We start from the raw sequence: 23,119 nt of genomic DNA on the forward strand, positions 1-23,119 counted from the left end.
GAGGAGGCGGCCGACGTGATCGTGGGGACCGCACCGGCCGCCTGACGGATCGGTGTCCGGCGGTGTGACGTCCTCCCGGCTACGGCCGGGAGGCGCCCCCGGAACCGGGGTCACCGAGATCGCCGTGGCACAGGTCCCCGAGGAACGAGGTCCAGGTCGACCACACCCGGGGGCACGGTCCACCGCGCCGTCCGGGCGCTTACGCCTCGTCGTCGACCCAGCTCATGAGCTTGCGCAGCTCCTTGCCCGTGGTCTCCAGGAGGTGGTCCTCGTCCGCCTTCTTCAGCTCGTTGTACTTCGGCAGACCGGCGTTGTACTCCGCCATCCAGTTCTTGGCGAAGGTGCCGTCCTGGATCTCACCGAGGATCTTCTTCATCTCGGCCTTGGTGGAGTCGTTGATGATCCGCGGGCCGGAGACGTAGTCGCCCCACTCGGCGGTCTCGGAGATCGACCAGCGCATCTTCTCCAGGCCGCCCTCGTACATGAGGTCCACGATCAGCTTCAGCTCGTGGAGGCACTCGAAGTACGCGATCTCCGGCTGGTAGCCGGCCTCGGTCAGGGTCTCGAACCCGGCCTTGACCAGCGCCGCCGTGCCACCGCACAGCACCGCCTGCTCACCGAAGAGGTCGGTCTCGGTCTCCTCGGTGAAGGTGGTCTTGATGACACCGGCCCGGGTGCCGCCGATGCCCTTGGCGTACGAGAGGGCGAGCGGGAAGGCGTTGCCCGTGGCGTCCTGCTCGACGGCCGCGATGCACGGCACGCCGCGGCCCTCTTCGTACTGGCGGCGGACCAGGTGGCCCGGGCCCTTGGGGGCGACCATGCAGACGTCGACGTTGGCCGACGGCTGGATGAAGTCGTACCGGATGTTGAGGCCGTGGCCGAAGAACAGCGCGTCGCCGTCCTTGAGGTTGTCCTTCACGGACTCCTCGTAGACCTTGGCCTGGATCGGGTCCGGGACCAGGATCATGATGACGTCGGCCTCGGCGGCCGCCTCGGCGGGGGTCACCACGCGCAGGCCCTGCTCCTCGGCCTTGGCCTTGGACTTGGAGCCCTCGTGCAGGCCGACGCGGACGTCGACGCCCGAGTCGCGCAGCGACAGCGCGTGGGCGTGGCCCTGGCTGCCGTACCCAAGGATCGCGACCTTGCGGCCCTGGATGATGGACAGGTCGGCGTCGTCGTCGTAGAACAGCTCGGCCACTTCGGGATTCTCCTAGCGTGTGGGTTGTGCTTCCCACCGTATGACGGGCGGGCGGGTGAAGGTTCGGGGGTCTCGTCAGGCGGACCGGTCGAGCGAGCGCAGGCTCCGGTCGGTGATGGAGCGGGCGCCGCGCCCTATGGCGATCGTGCCGGACTGCACCAGCTCCTTGATGCCGTACGGTTCCAGCATCTTGAGCATGGCTTCGAGCTTGTCGCTGCTGCCGGTGGCCTCGATGGTCACGGCCTCCGGGGAGACGTCCACGGTCTTGGCGCGGAACAGCTGGACGATCTCGACGATCTGGGAGCGGGTCTCGTTGTCGGCGCGGACCTTCACGAGAACGAGTTCCCGCTGAATGGCCGAGCCGTCCTCCAGCTCCACGATCTTCAGGACGTTGACGAGCTTGTTGAGCTGCTTGGTGACCTGCTCCAGCGGCAGCTCCTCGACATTGACCACGATGGTGATGCGGGAGATGTCGGGGTGCTCGGTGACGCCCACGGCGAGCGAGTCGATGTTGAAGCCGCGGCGGGAGAACAGGGCGGCGATCCGGGCGAGGATGCCGGGGGTGTTCTCCACCAGGACGGAGAGCGTGTGCTTGGACATGCGGTCTGTCTCTCTTCTTCTCTCTCGGTCCCGGCCTCAGTCGTCTTCGCTGTCGCCGAAGTCCGGGCGGGTGTCGCGCGCCGCCAGGATCTCGTCGTTGGAGGTGCCGGCCGCGACCATCGGCCAGACCATGGCGTCCTCGTGGACGATGAAGTCCACGACCACCGGCCGGTCGTTGATCGCGTTGGCCTTCTCGATCACGGCGTCCAGGTCGGCCGGGTCCTCGCAGCGGATGCCGATGCAGCCCATGGCCTCGGCGAGCTTCACGAAGTCCGGGACCCTGGTGCCCGCGCTGGGCTGGGCGGTGTCGGCCCCGGGGCCGGAGTGCAGCACGGTGTTGGAGTAGCGCTGGTTGTAGAACAGGGTCTGCCACTGGCGGACCATCCCCAGCGCGCCGTTGTTGATGATCGCGACCTTGATCGGGATGTTGTTCAGCGCGCAGGTGACCAGCTCCTGGTTGGTCATCTGGAAGCAGCCGTCACCGTCGATCGCCCAGACCGTACGGTCCTCCGCACCGGCCTTGGCGCCCATGGCGGCCGGGACGGCGTAGCCCATGGTCCCAGCGCCGCCGGAGTTCAGCCAGGTCGCGGGCTTGTCGTAGGTGATGAAGTGGGCGGCCCACATCTGGTGCTGACCGACGCCCGCGGTGAAGACCGTGCCCTCCGGGGCCAGCTCGCCGATCCGCTGGATGACCTGCTGCGGGGAGAGGCTGCCGTCCTCGGGCAGGTCATAGCCGAGCGGGTAGGTCTCGCGCCACCGGTTCAGGTCCTCCCACCAGCCGCTGTAGTCGCCGGTGTGGCCCGCGTCGTGCTCGGCCTGGACCGCGACGACCAGATCCGCGATGACCTCGCGGGCGTCACCGACGATCGGCACGTCGACGGCGCGGTTCTTGCCGATCTCCGCCGGGTCGATGTCCGCGTGCACGATCTTGGCGTACGGGGCGAACGAATCGAGCTTGCCGGTGACCCGGTCGTCGAAGCGCGTGCCGAGCGCCACGATCAGGTCCGCCTTCTGGAGGCTGGTGACGGCGGCGACGGTGCCGTGCATGCCCGGCATGCCGAGGTGCTGGTGGTGGCTGTCGGGGAACGCGCCGAGCCCCATCAGGGTGGTGGTGACCGGCGCCCCGGTCAGCTCGGCCAGCACCTTCAGCTCGGCGGTGGCGTGCGCCTTGACGACGCCGCCGCCCACGTACAGCACCGGGCGCTCGGCCTGGGTGATCAGCCGGGCGGCCTCGCGGATCTGCTTGGCGTGCGGCTTAGTCACCGGGCGGTAGCCGGGCAGATCGGTCTGCGGCGGCCAGGAGAAGGTGGTCTTGGCCTGGAGCGCGTCCTTGGCGATGTCGACCAGGACCGGCCCTGGCCGACCGGTGGCGGCGATGTGGAACGCCTCGGCGATCGTGCGTGCGATGTCCTCGGCCTTGGTGACCAGGAAGTTGTGCTTGGTGATCGGCATGGTGATGCCGCAGATGTCCGCCTCCTGGAAGGCGTCCGTGCCGATGGCCTTGGAGGCCACCTGGCCGGTGATCGCGACGATCGGGACCGAGTCCATGTGGGCGTCGGCGATCGGGGTGACCAGGTTGGTGGCGCCGGGGCCCGAGGTCGCCATGCAGACGCCGACCTTGCCGGTGGCCTGGGCGTAACCGGTGGCGGCGTGGCCCGCACCCTGCTCATGGCGGACGAGTACGTGCCTGACCTTCGAGGAGTCCATCATCGGGTCGTAGGCGGGGAGGATGCAGCCACCGGGGATGCCGAAGACGGTGTCGGCGCCCACCTCCTCGAGCGAACGGATGAGGGACTGCGCGCCCGTGACGTGCTCGACGGTGGCGGACTGCGGTCCGCCGTTACGGGCCCGCGGCTGGGGATGATGGGCCCCGGAGGCCTGCTCGGTCATCGGCATTCTCTTCTCGAATGAGGTGTGGTGCGGGAGGAAGGCGGTGCACAGGCGTCAGTGCAACAAAAAACCCCTCGTGCCGTTAGGCAAGCGAGGGGAGCGCGCCGGTGAGGGTCCGCAGGTCTTCAACATGAGCCTGCTCAGCCGACGCGCTGTCCAAGTACGAGAATTCGGGTGCGCATGGCTCCGACCCTCCCCCCCGCGCGTATCAGGTGTCAAGTGGGTGGGACAGGAGTCTCAGTATTTGAGCGGGTCGGTGGATGGGTGTGCACCGCCTCCGGACGCCGGGGCCCATGCCCGCCGTAACCGCCGTGCCGCACCGGCAACCCGCCTCCGACCAGGACCGGAGCGTCCGAACGCGGCACCGGATAGCTGCCGCGGGTCAGCGCCCGGCGCAGCCGGTGCTCGTCCAGCGGCCCGCTGAAGGCCATGCCCTGGGCGTGGGTGCACCCCATACCGCGCAGGGTCACCAGCTGCTCGGGGAGGTCGACGCCCTCCGCGATGGACTGCATCCCGAGGTCACCGCCGATCCTCAGCAGCCCTGAGGTGATCTTGTGCAGCCGGGACGACTCCACCACCCCCTCGACCAGCCCCTGGTCCAGCTTGAGCACATCGATGGGGAGCCTGCGCAGCGCCCTGATCGCGGCATAGCCGCTGCCGAACCCGTCGAGGGCGATCCGCACCCCCAGCCGGCGCAGCGCCCCGAGGCGGTGCTCCAGCTCGTCCAGCGGTACCCGGGGGTCGCTGTCGGTCAGCTCCAGGATCAGCGCACCGGACGGCAGGCCGTGCCGGGCGAGCAGGGTCTCGACGGCCTTGGGCGGCATCGACTTGTCGACCAGCCGCCCGGCGGGCAACCGGACGCAGACGGGGAGCACATGGCCGTCCCGGCGGCGCTGGGCGGCCTGTTCGACGGCGGCCTCCAGCGTCCAGCGGGTCAGCTCGGCGGTGCGGGCGCCTTCCTCACCGGCGCGGCCGTGGTCGCCGCCGCGTCCGTTGTTGTCGGCGACCCTCAGGAACTCGGCCGGGGTGAACAGGATGCCCTGGGCGGAGCGCCAGCGGGGCTGCGCGGCGACGGCGGTGATCCGGCCGGTCGCCAGCTCCACGACGGGCTGGTGCAGCAGCACGAACTCGCCGTCGTGCAGGGCGGCGCGCAGCCGCGTCTGGACCTCGGCGCGGCGCGCCACGTCGGCCTGCATCTGCGGGGCGTACAGCTCGACCCGGTTCTTCCCGGCGGCCTTGGCCCGGTACATGGCCAGGTCGGCGTTGCGCATCAGGGCACCGGGGCTGGTGCCGGGCTCGGCGAAGGCGACGCCGATGCTGGCGGCGACCCGCACCTCGGTGCCGTCCTCCACCCGGTACGGCTGGGAGAGCCGGGCCCGCAGCCGGTCGGCGATCTCCAGGATGCGGCATTCGCGGGTGCTTGTGTCATCGGCGCCGTCGCCCACGATGAGGGCGGCGAACTCGTCGCCCCCGAGTCGGGCGGCGCAGTCGCCGGAGCCGGACCGCACGGACTCCTGGAGCCGACGGGCGGCCTGCACCAGCAGTTCGTCACCCGCCTGGTGGCCGACGGTGTCGTTGACGGCCTTGAAGCCGTCGAGGTCGATGAAGAGCACGGCGGTGCCCGCGTCGGTGCGGCGGCGTCCGCCGACCGCGTGCCGGACCCGCTTGGTGAACAGGGCGCGGTTGGGCAGGTCGGTGAGCGGGTCGTGCTCGGCGCTGTGCTGGAGCTGGGCCTGGAGCCGGACCCGCTCGGTGACATCGCGGCTGTTGAAGATCAGGCCGCCGTGGTGGCGGTTGATCGTCGACTCCACGTTGAGCCAGTCGCCGGATCCGGAGCGGAAGCGGCACTCGATACGGGTGGTGGGCTCCTCGCACGGCGAGGCGGCCAGGAACCGGCGCACCTCGTGGACCACCGGGCCCAGGTCCTCGGGGTGGATGAGCGAGGCCAGTTCGGAGCCCTCCAGCTCGCCCGCGTCCCGCCCGTAGACACCGGAGGCGGCCGGGCTGACGTACCGCAGGATGCCGGTGGGCGCGGCGATCATGATCACATCGCTGGAGCTCTGCACCAGGGAGCGGAAGTGGTTCTCCGCCTGCGCCAGCTCCTGGGTCAGCGCGATGTTGTCCATCAGCATGATCGCCTGCCGGACGAGGAGGGCGAGCACGACCGCGCAGGCGGTGAAGAGCACCACTCCGTCGACCGGGCGGCCGTCCATGAGGTTGAACAGGATGCCCAGGGTGCAGACGGCGGCGGCGAGATACGGCGCCAGGGCGGCGAAGGCACCCGCGGTGGGACGGCTCCGCCCCTCGGGGCGGCGCGCCGCGGGCGGCGGGGCCTCGGCGGCGTCCCGCCGGGCCACCCAGGGCGCGTACGCCAGGAGCATCGACCCGGCGAACCAGCCCGCGTCCAGGATCTGGCCCGAGCGGTAGTGCTCGTGCAGCAGCGGCGAGGTGAACAGCGCGTCGCACAGCACGGTCAGGGCGAACGCGCCGATCGCGGTGTTGACCGCCGGCCTGCTGGCCGACGACGAGCGCCGGAAGTGCAGCACGATCACCATGCTGACCAGCACGATGTCCAGCAGCGGATAGGCCAGCGAGAAGGCCCTGCGGGCTACGCTCGCGGCGTCCTCGCCGAGCGGCCCGGTGTGGGCGAGCGCGAGGCTCCAGGACAGGGTCATCAGGGACCCGGCGATCAGCCAGGCGTCCAGCCCCAGGCAGATCCACCCGGCCCGGTTCTCCGGGCGCTTGGCGAGCACCAGCATCCCCACGATCGCGGGCGGCGCGAAGAGGAGGAAGCAGACGTCGGCGAACGAGGGGGTGGGCACGGGACGGCCCAGCACCACCTCGTACCAGCCCCAGGTGCCGTTGCCCAGCGCGGTCATGGCCGACGATGCCGCGAACAGCAGCCAGGCCGGGCGCATCCGCCCCGAGTTCCGGCGCCCGTGCCACAGACAGGACGCGGCGGCGGCGAGGGCGGCCGCGGCGAGGCCGAAGTCACCCATGAAGACGGCCAGTTCGGACGATCCCCAGCCGAGCACCGCGCCCACCGCGTATCCGCCGCAGACCAGGGCCAGGACGACCTGTGGCAGCAGCCGGGCGCCGCCCGAGAGCGCCGGGCGGGCGAGCACCGCTCCGGTGGCGCTCACCGCGCTGCCGCCCGTCGTGCGAAGGGGCGCGGCTCGGCGAGCCGTATCCCCATGAGCTTCGTCATCGAGAGCCGCGCGGCTGCGCGGAAAAGTCGCGGTCGACGCCTGAGCTGCGTCGGGTCGTTGGTCCATTGGCCATACATCGCCCGTCGCCCCCCTCGAGTTCCGGTCCATCGCTGACGCCGTCAGGTCATTGGCGCAGCCCCCGCTCGGGACGATACACCAGACTGGTCACTCAGGGACATAGACCATCTACTCACCGTAATCGACTACGGCGTTGTATATACGGAGTGCAGTCAATCGATGCCTGTATGTACTGCCAGGGGCATGTTGCCCCTCGTCTACCCCGTGGTCATCATGAGATGTTCCAGCGGCTCACCCGCGGCGAACCGGTGCAGCTGGGCGCGCAACAGCCGCTTGGCGCGGGGCAGGAAGGCCGACGAGGGACCGCCCACATGCGGGGTGATGAGCACTCCTGGAGCGTGCCACAGCGGATGCCCGGCGGGCAGTGGTTCGGGGTCGGTCACATCCAGCGCGGCCCGCAGCCGGCCGCTCTCCACCTCGGCGAGGAGCGCCTTGGTGTCCACCACCGCGCCCCGTGCGACGTTCACCAACAGCGCTCCGTCCTTCATCTTCGCCAGGAAGTCCGTTCCGGCCAGCCCCCGGGTCCGGTCGGTCAGCGGGGTCACCAGGACAACGACGTCGGCGTCCGGAAGCAGTTGAGGCAAGTCGTCGATCGGGTGCACCGGACCGCGCTCGGTCGTGCGCGGGGAGCGCGCGACGCGGGCCACCCGCTCGCACTCAAAGGGTTCGAGCCGGTCCTCGATCGCGCTGCCGATCGAGCCGTACCCGACGATCAGAACGGACTTGTCCGCGAGCGCCGGACGGAATCCGGGGGTCCACTCCCCGGCGTCCTGGGCGCGCACGAAGTTGGGGATGTCGCGCAGCGAGGCGAGGATCAGGGTCAGGGCCAGCTCGGCGGTGCTCGCGTCGTGCAGCCCCCGGGCGTTGCACAGCTGCACATTGGGGACAACGCGTGACATGGAGGGCAGCAGGCCGTCTATGCCCGCGGTGAGGGTCTGGATCACCCGCAGGCCCGTCATGGCCTCCAGAGGACGGGCCAGCACCTCGGGGCTCTTCATGTACGGCGCGCAGTAGAAGGCGACGCGCGCGGGGTCGGTGGGGTAGTCGGGGCCACCGTCCCAGTGGGCGTACTCCAGGTTCTCCGGCAGGCCCTCGATCTCGTCCGGCGCGATGGGCAGCCAGGCGAGGGGGCGGGCCGGGTCTCCGGACGCGGCATGAGACGAATCGTGGTGCCGGAACGTATCGCTGTCATCTGCACTCATGCCAGGAGGCTATGCGAAGTGAGGCTCTCCGCAGAGGTTAGTTTGGTGCGAGAAACGGGAGGGGTCAGTCCAGGTGGAGCGCAGGACAATCGGAGCGGCGGCGCTCGAAGTGGGTGCGATCGGCCTTGGATGCATGCCCATGAGCTGGGCGTACACCGCTTCGCAGCGCAACGGCGAGCATTCGCTGCGCGCCGTGCACACCGCGCTCGACGTGGGCGCGAACCTGCTCGACACCGCCGACATGTACGGACCCTTCACCAATGAACTGCTGGTGGGCCGGGCGCTCAAGGAGCGGCGCGCGGACGCCTTCGTGTCCACCAAATGCGGACTGCTGGTCGGCGAGCAGCACATCGTGGCCAACGGGCGGCCCGGCTATGTGAAGCGGGCGTGCGACGCCTCGCTGCGGCGGCTCCAGACCGATGTGATCGATCTCTACCAGCTGCACCGGGCCGACCCCGAGGTGCCGATAGAGGAGACCTGGGGCGCGATGGCGGAGCTGGTCGCGGCGGGAAAGGTACGGGCGCTGGGGCTGTGCGCGGTGGGGGCGCGGGCCCAGCGGCGGGCCGGGGCCCGGATGCACGACGCGACGGTGCGCCAGCTGGAGCGGGTGCAGCAGGTCTTCCCGGTGAGCTGTGTGCAGGCGGAGCTGTCGGTGTGGTCGCCCGAGGCGCTGGAGGCGCTGGTGCCGTGGTGCTCCTCGCGCGGGGTGGGCTTCCTGGCGGCGATGCCGCTGGGCAACGGCTTCCTGAGCGGGACGCTCACGCCGGGGCAGGGGTTCGAGCCGGAGGACATGCGGGCCCGCCACCCGCGCTTCACGGCGGAGATGATGGCGGCGAACCAGCCCATCGTGGCCGGGCTGCGGCGGGTGGCACAGCGGCACGGGGAGTCGGTGACGGCGGCTCAGGTGGCGCTGGCGTGGCTGCTGGCCCAGGGGCCGCACGTGGTGCCGGTGCCGGGGACCAAGCGGGAGGACTGGGCGGCGGAGAACGCCGCGGCGGCGAAGGTGATGCTGACGGCCGAGGACCTGGCCGAGATCGCGACGCTGCCGCCCGCCCGGGGGTCGTGGGACTGAAGGTGTCTTCGGGTCGCGTGGGCTCTGGTTCCGGGAAGGGAACCCGCCGCGGAGCTGCGGTGTATAAGAATCAGTGCCGTGCCGCGGCACACGTGCCCCACCGAGAGGAATCCGACCGTGCGACGTCCTCGCATCACCCCCACGCTCGCCGCCCCCGCCCTCGCCGCCACCGCCGCCCTGCTGCTGCTCACCGGCTGCTCGACCGGCGACGGCCGGTCCCCCTTCGAGCAGTCGAGTTCGCCCGCGCCCGGGAAGGAGGGGTCCAAGGGCGGCTCCCCGTCGTCGGCGGCGCCCTCGGCCGGTGAGTCGGCAGCGCCGAAGAAGGGTTCGGCGAAGGTGGCGAGCCTGCTCACCACCGATCTGAAATCGCCCTGGGGCGTGGCCCCGCTGCCGGGCGGGGATCTGCTGGTGTCCTCCCGGGACACCGGGAGGATCTTCAAGATCGCGGCGGACAGCGGGAAGCAGACCGAGCTGGGGTCCGTGCCCGGCGTCTCCCCCGCGGGCGAGGGCGGTCTGCTGGGGCTGGCGGTCTCCTCCGACTTCGGCTCGGACCACATGGTGTACGCGTACTTCACCACCGACTCGGACAACCGCATCGTGCGGATGGTGTACGACGACAAGCGCCCCTCGGGCGATCAGCTGGGCGCCCCGGACACGATCTTCAAGGGCATCCCCAAGGGGGCGATCCACAACGGCGGCCGGATCGCCTTCGGCCCCGACAAGATGCTCTACGCGGGCACGGGCGAGAGCGGTGAGCGGGGGCTCGCCCAGGACAAGGACTCGTTCGGCGGCAAGATCCTGCGGATGACCCCGGACGGTGAACCGGCGCACGGCAATCCGTCGGCCGATTCGGTCGTCTACTCCTACGGCCACCGCAATGTGCAGGGGCTGGCCTGGGACGCCCAGAAGCGGCTGTGGGCATCGGAATTCGGCCAGGACACCTGGGACGAGCTGAATCTGATCCGGCCGGGGAAGAACTACGGCTGGCCGGAGGCGGAGGGCAAGGCCGGGAAGAAGGGGTTCGTCGATCCGGTCGAGCAGTGGAAGCCCGAGGACGCTTCGCCGAGCGGCATCGCGTTCGCCAAGGGCTCCATCTGGATGGCGGGGCTGCGCGGTGAGCGGCTGTGGCGGATTCCGCTGCGGGGCACCAAGCCGGTGGCGAAGCCACAGGCGTTCCTCACCGGGAAGTACGGGCGGCTGCGCACGGTGGTCGCCACGGACGACGGTGGGCTGTGGGTGGTCACGAGCAATACGGACGGGCGGGGTGATCCGGGCAAGGACGATGACCGGATCCTGCGGCTGGACATCAGCTGACGCGGGCGGTTCCGGCCCCTTTTCGGGCGGTCTGCTTACACTGGCCCCAGTCCCACACCTACGGGGGTCGCCATGTTCAACCTCATCGAGGAGTTGTTCGCGCCCGGTCGCAGGCACACCGAAGAGGAGCGCAACCGGCTGGAGTTGACGCTGCAGGACGTCGGCGACGGCGACCCTCCGTGGAAGGGTCCGATAGACCTCGACTCCGGCCAGGTGGTCATCCGGCCCCGCGAGGGCTGACGGCCCCGGGGGCTACGGTACGGGCGTGCGGGTCGCGTCCTCCTCGGGCGCGCGCGGCCTGGGCACGGGCAGCGGCCGCTGATCCGGGTCCGGGTCCGACGCCTCGATGCTGATGCGCGGCAGTATCCGCTCCAGCCAGCCCGGCAGCCACCAGTTGGCGCCGCCGAGCAGATGCATCAGGGCGGGCACCAGCAGCGTGCGGAGGACGAAGGCGTCCAGGGCCACCGCGGCCGCCAGCCCGATGCCGAACATGGCGATGATCCGGTCGCCGCTGAGCACGAACGCCGAGAAGACGGCGATCATGATGACGGCCGCGGAGTTGATGACCCGGCTGGTCTCGGCGAGGCCCACCCGGACCGCGAGCCGGTTGTCGCGGGTGTGCTGCCACTCCTCGTACATCCGGCTGACCAGGAACACCTGATAGTCCATGGAGAGCCCGAAGAGCACCGACACCATGATCACCGGAAGGAAGGGCTCGATCGGGCCCGCCCTGCCGAGCCCCAGCGGTTCGCTCCCCCAGCCCCATTGGAAGACCGCGACCACGACACCGAAGGACGCGGCGACGGCGGCCACATTCATGACCGCCGCCTTGACCGGGATACCGATGCTGCGGAACGCGAGCAGCAACAGCACACATCCCAGCGCCACCACCACCCCCACGAACAGCGGCAGCTTGGAGACGATCACTGCAGCGAAGTCGTCGTAGCCCGCGGTCAGCCCGCCGACGTACACCCGCAGCGAGGTGCCCTCCTCGGCCTTCGGCAGGACGTCGGTGCGCAGGCGCTCGACGAGCCCCGAGGTGTCGGGCGACTGCGGGGCGGTGGTGGGCACGACCGTGATCACGCCGGTGTCGCCCCTGCCGCCGAGGTCCGCGGCGCTCACCGAGGCGACGCCCTCGGTGGTGCGCAGGGTGGTGGTCAGCCGGGTGAAGGCCATCCGGTCCTCGGCGCCGTCGATACTGCCGATGAGCGTCAGCGGTCCGTTGAAGCCGGGCCCGAATCCCTCGGCGAGCAGATCGTACGCCTGCCGGGTGGTCGAGGTCTCGGGGTTGTTGCCCTGGTCGGAGGTGCCGAGCCGGAGCGAGAGGGTGGGCAGGGCGAGCGCCAGCATGACGCCGACGGCGACCGCGCCCAGCACCTTGGGGTGGCGTTCCACGAAGGACGCCCAGCAGGTGGCGAGGCCGGGCACCGTCCTGGTCCGCGGCCCGTCCTCGGCCAGCCGTCGGCGTTCGCGGCGACTCAGGGCCCGCATCCCCATCAGCCCGAGCAGCGCGGGCAGCAGGGTGATCGAGGCGGCGACGGTGAGCGCGACCGTCAGCGCGGCGGCGACCGCGACGCCGTTCAGGAAGCTCAGCCGCAGCACCAGCATGCCGAGCAGGGCCAGGCACACGGTCGCGCCCGCGAAGATCACCGCACGGCCCGAGGTGGTCACCGCGCGCTGTGCGGCCTCGGCGACCGGCAGCCCCTGCCGCAGCCCCCGGCGGTGCCGGGTGACGATGAACAGGGCGTAGTCGATGCCGACGCCGAGCCCGATCAGCATGCCGAGCATGGGCGCGAAGTCGGCGACGTTCATGGCGTGGCCGAGCAGCCCGATCGCCGCGTACGCGGTGCCGACGCCGACGAGCGCGGTGGCGATCGGCAGCAGGGTCGCCGCGAGCGAGCCGAAGGCGAGGAAGAGGACGACGGCGGCCACGGCGACGCCGATGGCCTCGCTGAGATGGGCGGGCGCGGCCGTCTCGGTGAGCCCGGCGCCCGCGCCGCCCATCTCGATCTCCAGGCCGGGTACGGCGGCCGAGCGCGCGGTGTCCAGGACCCGGCGCACCTCGTTCTCGCCCAGGTCGGCGGCGGGTTCGCGGAAGACCACGGTGGCGTAGGCGGTGTGCTGGTCGGCGCTGATGCGGCTGGTGTCGTCGGTGCCGTACGGACCGGTGACGGAGACGACGCCGGGCAGTTCGGCGACGCGCCCCAGCGCCGCCGTCATCCGCCGCTCGACGTCCGCGGAGCGCACGGTTCCGGCCTGGTCGGCGGTGTGCCACACGATGGTGTCGGTGTCCCCGGCCCGGTCCGGGAACCGCTGCTCCAGCAGGCGCGAGACCGTGGAGGATTCGGTGCCGGGGATGTCGTAGTCGTTGGAGTACGCGGAGCCGGTCACCGCCGCCGCGGTCGCGACCCCCGCGAAGGCGGCCAGCCAGAGCACGATCACGACGGCGCTGCGTCTGATACACCATCGTGCGAGTGCGGCCATGGCTGCTTTCCGGTCTGTGCACCAAGTCTGTGCACCAAGTGCGTCGTGATGTGCTTGTGACCAAAGCACTGTGTCAGCCGGAAAAGATCCTTTGTCCCCTTTGTGGGCTTCGCCACATCCGGAACCAACAGCTCCGATACGCGTCGGGTCAGCCGCTGACCGAGGGGCGCCCGTTCTCGATGTGCCCGGTCAGACGGCGATGGAAGGAGGTGTCGCCCTCGGCCGTCAGCACCAGGTCGTACCAGCCGCGGCCCTCCTTCGCCGAGAACTCCACGGCCTTCGTCGAGCCCGCCCGCACGCTCACCGTCATCTGCCGCGCGTCCGCGTCCGCCACATAGGCGCGCGGGCGCACGGTGACCTCGATCGTGCGCTCCCCCTTGTTGGTGATGGTGAGCGTCAGCTGCCGACGGCGGCCGTCGATGCCGCCGCGCACCCGCAGCCCGGCCGCGGCGCCGTCGGCCGTGCCCCGGAACTCGCGGCGGAAGCCGTTCGGCCCGGTGACGACGAAGTCGTACTCCCCGTCCCGCACCGGAACGTCCCAGGTGGACAGGGTCCCGGGCGCCAGGTCGCGGTGCTGGGGCGCCTCGTACTCGCCCGCGTACGGGAAGAGGATGGCGTGCGCGCTGCGCACCCCGGCGTTGGCCAGCGCCAGCCGCATCACCCCCGCCCGCGGCTCGAACACACCGCACACCTCCGGCTGATACGGCAGCGGGCGGGCCGGACGCGTGCCCTCCTCCTGCCGCGGCATCCGCTGGTCGGCGGGCGGCCGCGGCGTCCAGTGCGCGCGGTCCTCCGGGGGCGGCCCCGGGTGGCGCAGGGGCTGCGGGGCGGCGGCGCTGCCGAACGCGAAGGCGCCGGTCAGATCGCCGCACACGGCCCGGCGCCAGGTGGAGATGTTCGGCACCTCGATGCCCAGCCACTTCTCCAGGAAGCGGTTGGCGGAGGTGTGGTCGAACAGCTCGGAGCAGACGTAGCCGCCGACCGTCCAGGGCGAGATCACCAGCATCGGCACCCGCATCCCCAGGCCCAGCGGCCGCCCCTGCCACCACTCCTCGGCCACGTCGGCGGGCGGGTTGGGCGGCACCACGTGGTCGAAGAAGCCGTCGTTCTCGTCGTAGGTGAGGAAGACCGCCGTCTTGCGCCACACCTCGGGGTGGGCGGCGAGCGCGTCCAGCACCGCGTACGTCACCGTGGCGCTGTGCGCGGGGGTGGAGACGTCGGGGTGCTCGGAGTCCAGCGGGGAGGGCACCAGGTACGACACCGAGGGCAGCCGCCCGGCCGCCACGTCGGCGCGGAACGCCTCCTCGAAGCCGCCCTCCGGGGCCCGGCGCAAGCCCCGCTCGAACAGCCGCCGTTCGTCGTCCGTCAGCTGCTCCAGGCCCGCTTCCAGCCCGTCGAGGAGCCGACGCCGCTCGGCGCCGGACGCCTCCCGCACCTTCGTGTAGAACGCGTTCGTGCTGGTGAAGCCCAGCCCGGCCAGCGCCTTGCGGGCCACGGCCTTGAACGGCCGGTAGAACTCGATGTTGTTGTCCTGGAAGTTGTCCCACTCCTGGTAGACCTTCCAGCTCACCCCGGCCCGCTCCAGCACCTCGGCGGTGGTGGTCCAGTCGTAGCCGGGGTGGCTGTCCTCCTCGTACGCCTCGTTGCCGACCGCGCGCCCGCCGTCCGGCCCCGGCTCATAGCCGGTGGTGCCGCTGACCCAGTAGTTCCGGTTGGGGCTGGTGGAGGAGTGGATGGCGGAGTGGTACGCGTCGCAGACAGTGAACGTGTCCGCCAGCTCGTAGTGGAACGGGATGTCCGCACGGTCGAAGTGGACCATGGTGGCCGGGGACTTGGCGGCGATCCAGTTGTCCATCCAGCCGCCGTGCCACGCCTTCGCGCCGCCGTCCCACGAGTGGTCGAGCTGGCCCACGAACCGCAGGTCCTCGCGCTGCGCCTCGGCCGCCTCGCGCGCCCCGAATGGCAGGACATGGCCGCCGCCCGGCTTCGGCTGCGCGAAGACGCTCTGCCCGCCGGGCAGGGTGACGGCGCCCGGGTCGGCGTAGCCGCGGACGCCCCGGAGCGTGCCGAAGTAGTGGTCGAAGGAACGGTTCTCCTGCATCAGCAGGACCACATGCTCGATGGCGTCGAGACCGCCGGGCGGCGGGGCCGGGTACGCGGCGAGGGCGGCCCGGAGCGACGGCGGCAGCAGCGAACCCGCCGCGACCGCGCCCGTCGCCCCGGCGCCGAGCGCGACCAGCCTCCGGCGTGCGATGTCCGATGCCACCTGAGCCTCCCCTGTCCGTGTGCGTCCGCTCGGGAAGCTAACAAGGGCAGGTGGCCGGTGAACATCCGCGGCGTGACGGCGGCATGGCAGCCCGGCTCGGAGGACGGCCGGGATCAGCGCAAAGCAGGACCAGCGGGATCAGCGCGCAGCCGGGGCCAGCGGGAAGTGGCAGGCCACCGCGTGCCCCGGAGCGCCCGGTTCCGCGGGCATCGGCTCCTCGCGCGCGCAGATGTCCCGGGCGTACGGGCAGCGGGTGCGGAACCGGCAGCCGGAGGGCGGATCGGCTGCGGACGGCGTCTCCCCGCCGAGCGGCGCGGCCGACGGCCGTACGCCCGCGCCGTCGCCCGGATCGGCATGGTCCGCCGTGTCCAGCAGCCCCCGGGTGTACGGGTGGAGGGGCGAGGCGAACACGGTCGCGGCGGGGCCGGTTTCCACCAGCTTGCCCAGGTACATCACGCCGACCCGGTCCGCGAGATACCGGACCACGGCGAGGTCGTGCGAGATGAACAGATACGCCACCCCCTTCTCGCGCTGGAGCTCCCGCATCAGGTTGAGGATCTGCGCCTGTACGGACACGTCCAGTGCGGAGACCGGTTCGTCCGCCACGACCAGCGAGGGCGACAGCGCAAGGGCCCGGGCCAGCCCGAGCCTCTGCCGCTGGCCGCCGGAGAACTCGTGCGGATAGCGGTCCACCGCACCGCGCGGCAGCCCCACGTCGTCCAGCAGCCGCGCGATCCGCGCGTCCTGCCCGGCACGGTCCCCGATGCCCTGGATGACCAGCGGCTCGCGCAGTATCGCCGCCACCCGCATCCGCGGGTCCATCGAGGCGTACGAGTCCTGGAACATCAGCTGCACCTCGCGGCGGTGCGCCTTGCGCGCACGGCGGTCCAGCGCGGCGGGGTCGCGCTCGCCGAAACGGATGGAGCCCGCGGTCGGCGGTTCCATACCGACGACGAGCCTGCCGAGCGTGGACTTCCCGCAGCCGGACTCCCCCACGATCCCGAACGTCTCCCCGCGCCGCACGGAGAGCGACACCCCGGCCACCGCGCTCACCGCCGCGCCCCGGCGGAGGGCGAACGGGCCGCCGCGCAGGGGGTAGTCCTTGGTCAGGCCGGTGACCCGCAGCAGGACATCATCGGCGGGAACCGGGACGGGGGCCGGGACGGCGGGGACCAGCTGGGCGACGGGGTCGGCGTCCGGCGGTACGGGATGGAAGCAGGCGAAGGCGTGCGCATCGCGGGACGCGCCCTCATCCGTCGACAGCGGCGGCTCCTCCGTCTCACACCGCTCCGACGCGAACTCGCACCGCGGCGCGAAGCGGCACCCCCTGGTGCGGTCCGCCGGCGACGGCGGGAGGCCCGGGATCGTGGCCAGGGGCTGGGACGCGTCGGCGGCGCGCTCCGGAAGGGCGGCGAAGAGGGCCTGGGTGTAGCGGTGGCGCGGGGCCGCGAACAGGGCGCGGACACCGGCCCGTTCCACCGTCCTGCCCGCGTACATCACCGCCACCCGGTCCACCCGCCGGGCGATCACCCCGAGGTCGTGGGTGACCAGGATCAGCGCCATGCCCAGCCGCGTCCGCAGCTCGTCGATCAGCTCCAGGATCTGGGCCTGCGTGGTGACGTCCAGCGCCGTCGTCGGCTCGTCGGCGATCAGCAGCGCGGGTTCGCAGATCAGCGCCATGGCGATGGCGACCCGCTGCCGCATACCGCCGCTGAGCTGGTGCGGATAGGTCCGCAGCCGCTCCCCCGGCTTCGGCAGGCCCACCAGCCGCAGCATCTCCTCGGTCCGCCGCCACGCCTCCGCCTTCCCCACGCCCTTGTGCAGCAGCAGCGGTTCGGCGACCTGGGCGCCGATGGTCATGGTGGGATTGAGGGAGGTCAACGGGTCCTGGAAGACCATGCCGATGGTGTTGCCGCGTACGCCCCGCAGCACCGGTTCGGGCGCGCTCGCCAGGTCCGTACCGGCGAAGGCGACGGAACCGCCGGTGATACGGGCTCCGCCCGGCAGCAGCCCCAGGACACTCAGCGCGGTCATCGTCTTGCCGCAGCCGGACTCGCCGACGATGCCCAGCGCCTCGCCCGGGGCGAGGTCCAGGGACACCCCGTCGAGGGCGTGCACGGTGCGACGGCGGTCGCCGTCGCGGGCCGGGATCTCCACGTGGAGGTCGTCGATGCGCAACAGGGAGTCGGTGGGCAACCGGGGGTCCGTGCGCAACAGGGAGTCGGTCATCGGCGGTTCCTCCGGGTCCGCTGGAGCCGCACGTCGAAGGCGTCCCGCAGGCCGTCCCCGAGGAAGGTGAACGCGGCGACGACGAGCACGATCGCGATACCGGGCGGGAAGATCAGCCACCAGTAGCCGACCTGGGTGTAGGTGATGCCGGTGCTGAGCATGGAGCCCCAGTCGGCGGCGGGCGGCGGGATGGACAGGCCGAGGAACGACAGATAGGCGACGTACAGGATCGCGTCGGCGATCTGGAACGTGGCGTTGACGATCACCGTGCCGATGGCGTTCGGCACGATGTGCCGGAAGACGGCCCGGGTGCCGCCACCGCCCATGAGCCGCATGGCGTGGACGTAGTCGCGGCTGCGCAGGGCCAGCGCCTCGCCGCGGATGAGGCGGGCCGGGGACAGCCAGGCGACGGAGGCGATGATCAGGGTCAGCACGGGTTTGCTCGGGGTGACGATCGTGGCCACGACGACCAGCAGGAACAGCGCCGGGATGGCCAGCGCGGCATCCGTGATCCGCATCATCGCGGCGTCGAGCCAGCCGCCGAAGTAGCCCGCGACCGCGCCGTACACGGTGCCGATGAAGGTGGCCAGCAGCCCCGCCGCGAGGCCGACCTCCAGGGAGGTCTGACCGCCGGTCATCAGCCGCCCCAGCATGTCGTAGCCGAGGTCGGTGGTGCCGAGCGGGTGGCCGGGGCTGCCGGGCGGGAGGTTGGCCCGGCCGAGGTCGGTGTGCACCTGGTCGGTGGGGCGGATCAGCGGCCCGAGGAAGCAGAAGGCCATGAGCGCCACCAGCACCACCGCGCCCGCCAGGGCCGGTTTGTCGCGGGTGAAGACGGCCAGCGCGCGGCGGCCGGGGCCGGGGGTGGCGGGCGCGGCGCTCACGGACCCTGCGGCGGTCACGGAACGCTCCTGATCCGGGGGTCGAGGACGGCGTACGCGATGTCGGTGAACAGCGAGCCGAGGACCGTGGCGACACCGACGACGAGCGTCACCCCGAGCAGCACCGGGAAGTCCGAGCCCTGGGCCGCGTTCCAGAACAGCAGCCCCATCCCCGGGTAGTTGAACATCGACTCCACGACGAGCGACCCGCTGAGCAGCGTCGGGAGGTAGAGGCCGAGGAGGCTCGCGAGCGGGATGAGCGCGTTGCGCAGCACGTGCCGGGCCATGATCCGGGCGTTGGACTGGCCCTTGGCGCGCGCGGTGCGGACGTAGTCCTCGCTCAGGTTGTCCAGCACCGCCGAGCGCGTGTAGCGGCTGAAGGCGGCGACGATGCCGAGCGCCAGGGTGACCACCGGCAGCACCAGGGCGCGCGGATCGGACAGGATGCCGCCGACCGTGTCCGCCTGCGGTGCCTCGGCCGGGAAGAGCTGGAGCCGCTGGCTGAAGACGAGGATGAGGACGAGGCCGAGGAAGAAGACCGGCGTGGCGTACGCGAGGAAGGCGGCCCCGGTGAGGAGATGGTCGGCGATCCGGCCGCGGCGTACGGCCTGGAGGACGCCGAGCGGAACGGCGAGGACGGCCGCGAGCGCGATCGACAGCCCGGTCAGCACCAGGGTCCTGGGGAGCCGGTCGGCCAGCACGGCGGTGACGGTCTGGTTGAGCTTGTACGACTCGCCGAGGTCGCCCGTGAGGAGTCGGCGCAGGTAGTGGACGTACTGGAGGGGCAGCGAGCGGTCGTAGCCCTGCTGGTGGTTGAAGTGCTCGACGGCCTGCGGGGTGGCCTTGGGGCCGAGGATCGCGCGGGCCGGGCCGCCGGGGAGCTGGTGCAGCAGCACGAAGACGATGACGGAGACGAGGAGCAGGACGACGGCGGCCTGTGCGGTCCGTTTCGCCAGGAAGCGGATCATCCGCGCCCCGCCTTCTTGTCCGCCTTGACGAAGTACCAGTCCTGGGGCGCGAGGGTGAGGGTCGGGTTCTGGTCGATGCCGCGGAGGTCATTGCGGATGACGGAGACCTGGTACGCGGGGTTGGGGGTCCACAGGACGGGGACCTGCCGTGCGACGTACTCCCCGTAGCGCCGCATGGCGGCCGGATCGCCGGAGTACTCGGTCGCCTTGATCAGCTCATCGGCGCGCGGATCGGACCAGTTGCCCATGTTGGAGGGGGCGCCGGTGGCGAAGAGCTGTTCCCCGCTGGGGGCGGGCTGGAAGTACCAGCTGCCCGCCGTGCCGAAGAACCCCAGCTCCCACGCCGAGCACAGCGGCTCGGTCCGCTTGCACGGGACGGTCGTGCCGAGGACGGTGTTCAGCGGCTGCTGCCGGATGTCGAGCGCGATCCCGGCCCGGTCGTACGAGGACTTGATCTCCTGCATCTGGTTGGAGGTCTCGGTCGAGCCGGACTGGGAGAGCAGCGAGAGCTTCAGCCGCTGCCCGTCCCTGATCCCCTTGCCGCAGGCGTCCGGCCCCGTCCCTGGCCGTACGCACCGCAGCACCCCGCCGCGCTCGCGCCAGCCGTGCGCGGCCAGCAGCCGCCGCGCCCGGGCGGGGTCGTACGGGTACGGGTCGCGGGCGAGCAGACCGGCCGGGATCGGGCCGCGTGTGGGCGCGGCGGTGCCGTGCCAGACGACCCGGGCGATGGAGCGCTGGTCGATCAGGTATTGGAGGGCCTGGCGCAGATAGGTCTGACGCAGCATCGGGCCCGTGGTGGGGTGGTTGAGGTTGAGGACGATGTACGTGATCGCCCAGCCCTCCCACGGGTCGACGCGATAGCCCCGCTCCTTGAACCGTCCGGCCTGGGCCATGACGGAGGGCGGGATGTAGCCGTAGTCGACGCCACCGGAGCGCAGCACGTTGAACTCGGAGTCGGCGGTGGTGAACGGCTTGAAGACGACGCGGTCGAGATGGGGCTTGTCCGGGCCGGTGTAACGCCGGTTGGGGACGAGCGAGACCTGACCGGAGGTGCTCCACCGTTCGATCTTCCAGGGGCCGGAAACGGTCTTCCACAGCGGATCGGTGGCGAACGCCGACAGCCGTTTGGCGTGCCCGAGCAGCCGGGCGAAGGTCTTCCGGGGGCTTTCGTTCCGCGGATTCCACGCGTGGCGCGGCAGGGGTACGACGTTCTGGCCGAGCTGGTTGGCCGTGAACCAGGCCGGGTTGTACGCGCGGTCGAGGCGGAGCCGGAAGGTGCGGTCGTCGACGGTCTCGAAACGCCTGACGTTGTCGGGCAGGAGGCCCGGCGAGTAGCCGCCCCACTCCTTCTTGTTGTCCTTGATCAGATCGAACCAGAACTTGACGTCCCCCGTGGTCACGGGCGTTCCGTCGGACCAGGTGTACCCCTTCTTCAGGGTGACGGTCACGGTCGTGCCGCCGTCGCCGTAGCGGGGTGGCTCGGCGAGGTTGCGCGGGTTGTCCATGGTGAGCGTCCCGCCCTTGCGCACCGGCTGGTACAGCGGCGGATACAGCAGGTTCTGGAGGGCGCCGTTGTACGAGGCCAGATAGCCGGGGGCGCCGATCGGGAAGATCCAGTTGGGCCCGGCGGCGGGCGGCAGCGCCATGGTCGCCGTACCGCCCTCGACCCTGGTCCCGCCGATCGCGCCCACGTCCGTGACCCGCCCGGACCAGGCCGAACAGCCGCCGGTCAGCAGGGTCAGCAGGACCGCGAGCAGCCCGGCGAGGAGGGTGCGTAAGCGTGTGCGTGTTTCGGACCGACCCATGCTGCCTCCGCGTACGGACGCCGGTGAAACCCCATCAAGGCTCTGTTACGTCTGGTACGGGAACCCACGGATGTTAACCACCAAAGGCCCGCTGTGACAGCGTCTTCATTCGGCCAACGCATGCCAACGCATAAGGTGAGCGCGGATCGAGCGGAAGCGAGGCAGCATGGCACCCCCCATCTCCCGAGGCCGTCGCCTGCGGATCGGCATCGGCGGCATGCACATCGAGTCCAGCACCTTCAGCCCGCACCGCGCCGCCTACGACGACTTCCGGGTCACCCGCGGCGACGAGCTGCTGGCCCGCTACGACTGGACCCGTCCGGACGGCGACCTGGCCGAGGTCGTCGAATGGGTGCCCCTGGTGCACGCCGTCTCGCTCCCCGGCGGGCCCGTCGACCCCGCGACGTACGCACGCGTCAAGGCCGAACTCACCGACCGCATCCGGGCGGCCGGTCCCCTCGACGGGCTGGTGTACGACATCCACGGCGCGATGAGCGTCGTCGGCCTGGAGGACGCCGAGGGCGATCTCACCGACGCCGTACGGGAGGCCATCGGGCCCGACGCGCTGATCTCCGCCGCCATGGATCTCCACGGCAACGTCTCACGCCGCTTCGCCGACCGCCTCGACCTGCTCACCGCGCACCGCCTCGCCCCGCACGAGGACGCCTGGGAGACGCGTGAACGCGCCGCCCGCAAACTCGTCGAACGCCTCGTCTCCGGCAAGGGCCGCCCCCACATCGCCTGGGTGCAGATCCCGGTGCTGCTGCCCGGCGAGAAGACCAGCACCCGGCTGGAGCCCGCCACCTCGCTCTACGGACGGCTGGCCGCCGTCGAGGCGCTGGACGGCGTCGTGGACGCGGCCATCTGGGTCGGCTACGCCTGGGCCGACGAACCGCGCTGCCGCGCCACCGTGGTCGTCACCGGGGATGATCCCGCGCTCGTCGTCGACCAGGCGCGGTCGCTGGCCCGCGAGTACTGGGAGGTGCGGCGCGACTTCGCCTTCGTCGGCCCTACCGGCAGCGCCGACGCGTGCATCGCCGACGCCCTCGCCTCGCCCGACCGCCCCTTCCTCATCAGCGACTCCGGCGACAACCCGACGGCGGGCGGGGCCGGTGACCTCGCGTACATGCTGCGCCGCCTGCTCGCCCACGACGACCTGGCCGCCGGTCGTGCCACCGCCCTCCACCCCGGCATCACCGACCCGGCGGCGGTCGCGCGGTGCTTCGCCGCGGGGGTGGGCGCCACGGTCACGGTTGCGGTCGGCGGGCACTTCAGCGGGGCCGAGGCGCACGGCGGGCCGTACGACCTGGTCGGCGAGGTGGTCGCGTTGCGCCCCGGCGACGAGGTGGGTGGCGACCTCGCGGCGGTGCGGTGCGGTGGGGTGACCGTTCTGCTGACCAGCCGCCGCAAGCCGTTCCATCGGGTGGCCGACTTCGGGGAGCTGGATCCTCGGACGTACGACCTCGTCGTGGTGAAGATCGGCTATCTGGAGCCGGAGCTGTACGAGATGGCGGCGGACTGGCGCCTGGCCCTGACGCCGGGGGGCGTCGACCAGGACCTCCTACGGCTGGGCCACCGGCGGGTGGTGCGCCCGCTGTACCCGTTCGACGAGGAGATGTCGGAACCCGACCTGACCCCGGTCCTGCTCTGACCCCACCCCGCCCCTTCCCGAAACCGGGGCTCCACCCCGGCCCCCGCTCCTCAAACGCCGGAGGGGCTGGGAGTGGGGCACGCCCGCCCCCGGCCCCCGCTGCGGGGGCTCCGCCCCCTGCACCCCCGCCGGGGCTCCGCCCCAGGACCCCGCTCCTCAAACGCCGGAGGGGCTGGGATGCCCGGCCGAGGCTGGGTGGCGAGCCATCCCAGCCCCGGCCCAGCTCCCCGAGAGGGGCCGAATGTGGCTGGTTGTGGGCAATCGTTCCGCGGAGG

General features: G+C 71.5%; 15 protein-coding genes. 4 read left to right on the forward strand and 11 right to left on the reverse strand.

Annotated features, from left to right (window positions below; translation table 11 throughout):
- Window positions 1-199: 199 nt before the first annotated feature.
- From ilvC to SSOG_RS13715, 5 genes are all read right to left on the reverse strand, one after another.
- Window positions 200-1,198, reverse strand: a complete 999-nt coding sequence (gene ilvC / locus SSOG_RS13695; RefSeq protein WP_009714817.1) for a ketol-acid reductoisomerase — start codon at window positions 1,196-1,198, stop codon at window positions 200-202.
- 75 nt (window positions 1,199-1,273) lie between these two features.
- The gene (ilvN, locus tag SSOG_RS13700; protein WP_009714818.1) at window positions 1,274-1,798 is read right to left on the reverse strand and encodes an acetolactate synthase small subunit; all 525 of its coding nucleotides are present in this window, start codon (window positions 1,796-1,798) and stop codon (window positions 1,274-1,276) included.
- A 36-nt stretch (window positions 1,799-1,834) separates the two neighbouring features.
- Complete coding sequence (locus SSOG_RS13705; RefSeq protein WP_039937498.1) at window positions 1,835-3,694, reverse strand: acetolactate synthase large subunit; 1,860 nt, start codon at window positions 3,692-3,694, stop codon at window positions 1,835-1,837.
- 209 nt (window positions 3,695-3,903) lie between these two features.
- Entirely contained in the window at window positions 3,904-6,831 is a 2,928-nt protein-coding gene (locus SSOG_RS13710; RefSeq protein ID WP_039937499.1) for a putative bifunctional diguanylate cyclase/phosphodiesterase, read from the reverse strand.
- A gap of 341 nt (window positions 6,832-7,172) precedes the next feature.
- A complete protein-coding gene (locus SSOG_RS13715; protein ID WP_009714821.1) occupies window positions 7,173-8,177 on the reverse strand; it encodes a 2-hydroxyacid dehydrogenase in 1,005 nt (334 codons plus the stop codon).
- Between the two features lie 73 nt (window positions 8,178-8,250).
- Here SSOG_RS13715 and SSOG_RS13720 point away from each other — a divergent pair, with 73 nt between their 5' ends.
- From SSOG_RS13720 to SSOG_RS53540, 3 genes are all read left to right on the forward strand, one after another.
- Window positions 8,251-9,249 (forward strand): aldo/keto reductase, encoded by a 999-nt coding sequence (locus tag SSOG_RS13720; RefSeq protein WP_078510302.1) that lies wholly within the window; start codon window positions 8,251-8,253, stop codon window positions 9,247-9,249.
- A gap of 117 nt (window positions 9,250-9,366) precedes the next feature.
- Window positions 9,367-10,563, forward strand: a complete 1,197-nt coding sequence (locus tag SSOG_RS13725) for a PQQ-dependent sugar dehydrogenase (RefSeq protein ID WP_009714823.1) — start codon at window positions 9,367-9,369, stop codon at window positions 10,561-10,563.
- A gap of 72 nt (window positions 10,564-10,635) precedes the next feature.
- Window positions 10,636-10,803 carry a DUF6191 domain-containing protein gene (locus SSOG_RS53540; protein WP_009714824.1) on the forward strand — a complete coding sequence of 56 codons (168 nt, stop codon included), beginning with the start codon at window positions 10,636-10,638 and terminating at the stop codon, window positions 10,801-10,803.
- A 12-nt stretch (window positions 10,804-10,815) separates the two neighbouring features.
- On the opposite strand, the gene SSOG_RS13730 is transcribed toward SSOG_RS53540, so the two are convergent.
- From SSOG_RS13730 to SSOG_RS13755, 6 genes are all read right to left on the reverse strand, one after another.
- Window positions 10,816-13,047 carry an MMPL family transporter gene (locus SSOG_RS13730; protein WP_050799854.1) on the reverse strand — a complete coding sequence of 744 codons (2,232 nt, stop codon included), beginning with the start codon at window positions 13,045-13,047 and terminating at the stop codon, window positions 10,816-10,818.
- Window positions 13,048-13,195: 148 nt separating this feature from the next.
- Window positions 13,196-15,313 carry a phosphocholine-specific phospholipase C gene (locus tag SSOG_RS13735; RefSeq protein ID WP_009714826.1) on the reverse strand — a complete coding sequence of 706 codons (2,118 nt, stop codon included), beginning with the start codon at window positions 15,311-15,313 and terminating at the stop codon, window positions 13,196-13,198.
- 138 nt (window positions 15,314-15,451) lie between these two features.
- Window positions 15,452-17,542, reverse strand: coding sequence for an ABC transporter ATP-binding protein (locus tag SSOG_RS13740; protein WP_009714827.1), 2,091 nt, complete (start codon window positions 17,540-17,542; stop codon window positions 15,452-15,454).
- Window positions 17,539-18,441, reverse strand: coding sequence for an ABC transporter permease (locus SSOG_RS13745; protein ID WP_009714828.1), 903 nt, complete (start codon window positions 18,439-18,441; stop codon window positions 17,539-17,541). The genes SSOG_RS13740 and SSOG_RS13745 overlap by 4 nt, the downstream gene beginning before the upstream one ends.
- Window positions 18,438-19,388, reverse strand: coding sequence for an ABC transporter permease (locus SSOG_RS13750; protein ID WP_009714829.1), 951 nt, complete (start codon window positions 19,386-19,388; stop codon window positions 18,438-18,440). Before SSOG_RS13750 ends, SSOG_RS13745 begins: the two co-directional genes overlap by 4 nt.
- A complete protein-coding gene (locus SSOG_RS13755) occupies window positions 19,385-21,193 on the reverse strand; it encodes a peptide ABC transporter substrate-binding protein (protein WP_009714830.1) in 1,809 nt (602 codons plus the stop codon). The genes SSOG_RS13750 and SSOG_RS13755 overlap by 4 nt, the downstream gene beginning before the upstream one ends.
- A 166-nt stretch (window positions 21,194-21,359) precedes the next feature.
- On the opposite strand from SSOG_RS13755, the gene SSOG_RS13760 reads away from it, so the two are divergent.
- Entirely contained in the window at window positions 21,360-22,844 is a 1,485-nt protein-coding gene (locus SSOG_RS13760) for a M81 family metallopeptidase (RefSeq protein ID WP_009714831.1), read from the forward strand.
- The last annotated feature ends 275 nt before the right edge of the window (window positions 22,845-23,119 follow it).

It is taken from the genome of Streptomyces himastatinicus ATCC 53653 (assembly GCF_000158915.1).
Lineage (GTDB): Bacteria > Actinomycetota > Actinomycetes > Streptomycetales > Streptomycetaceae > Streptomyces > Streptomyces himastatinicus.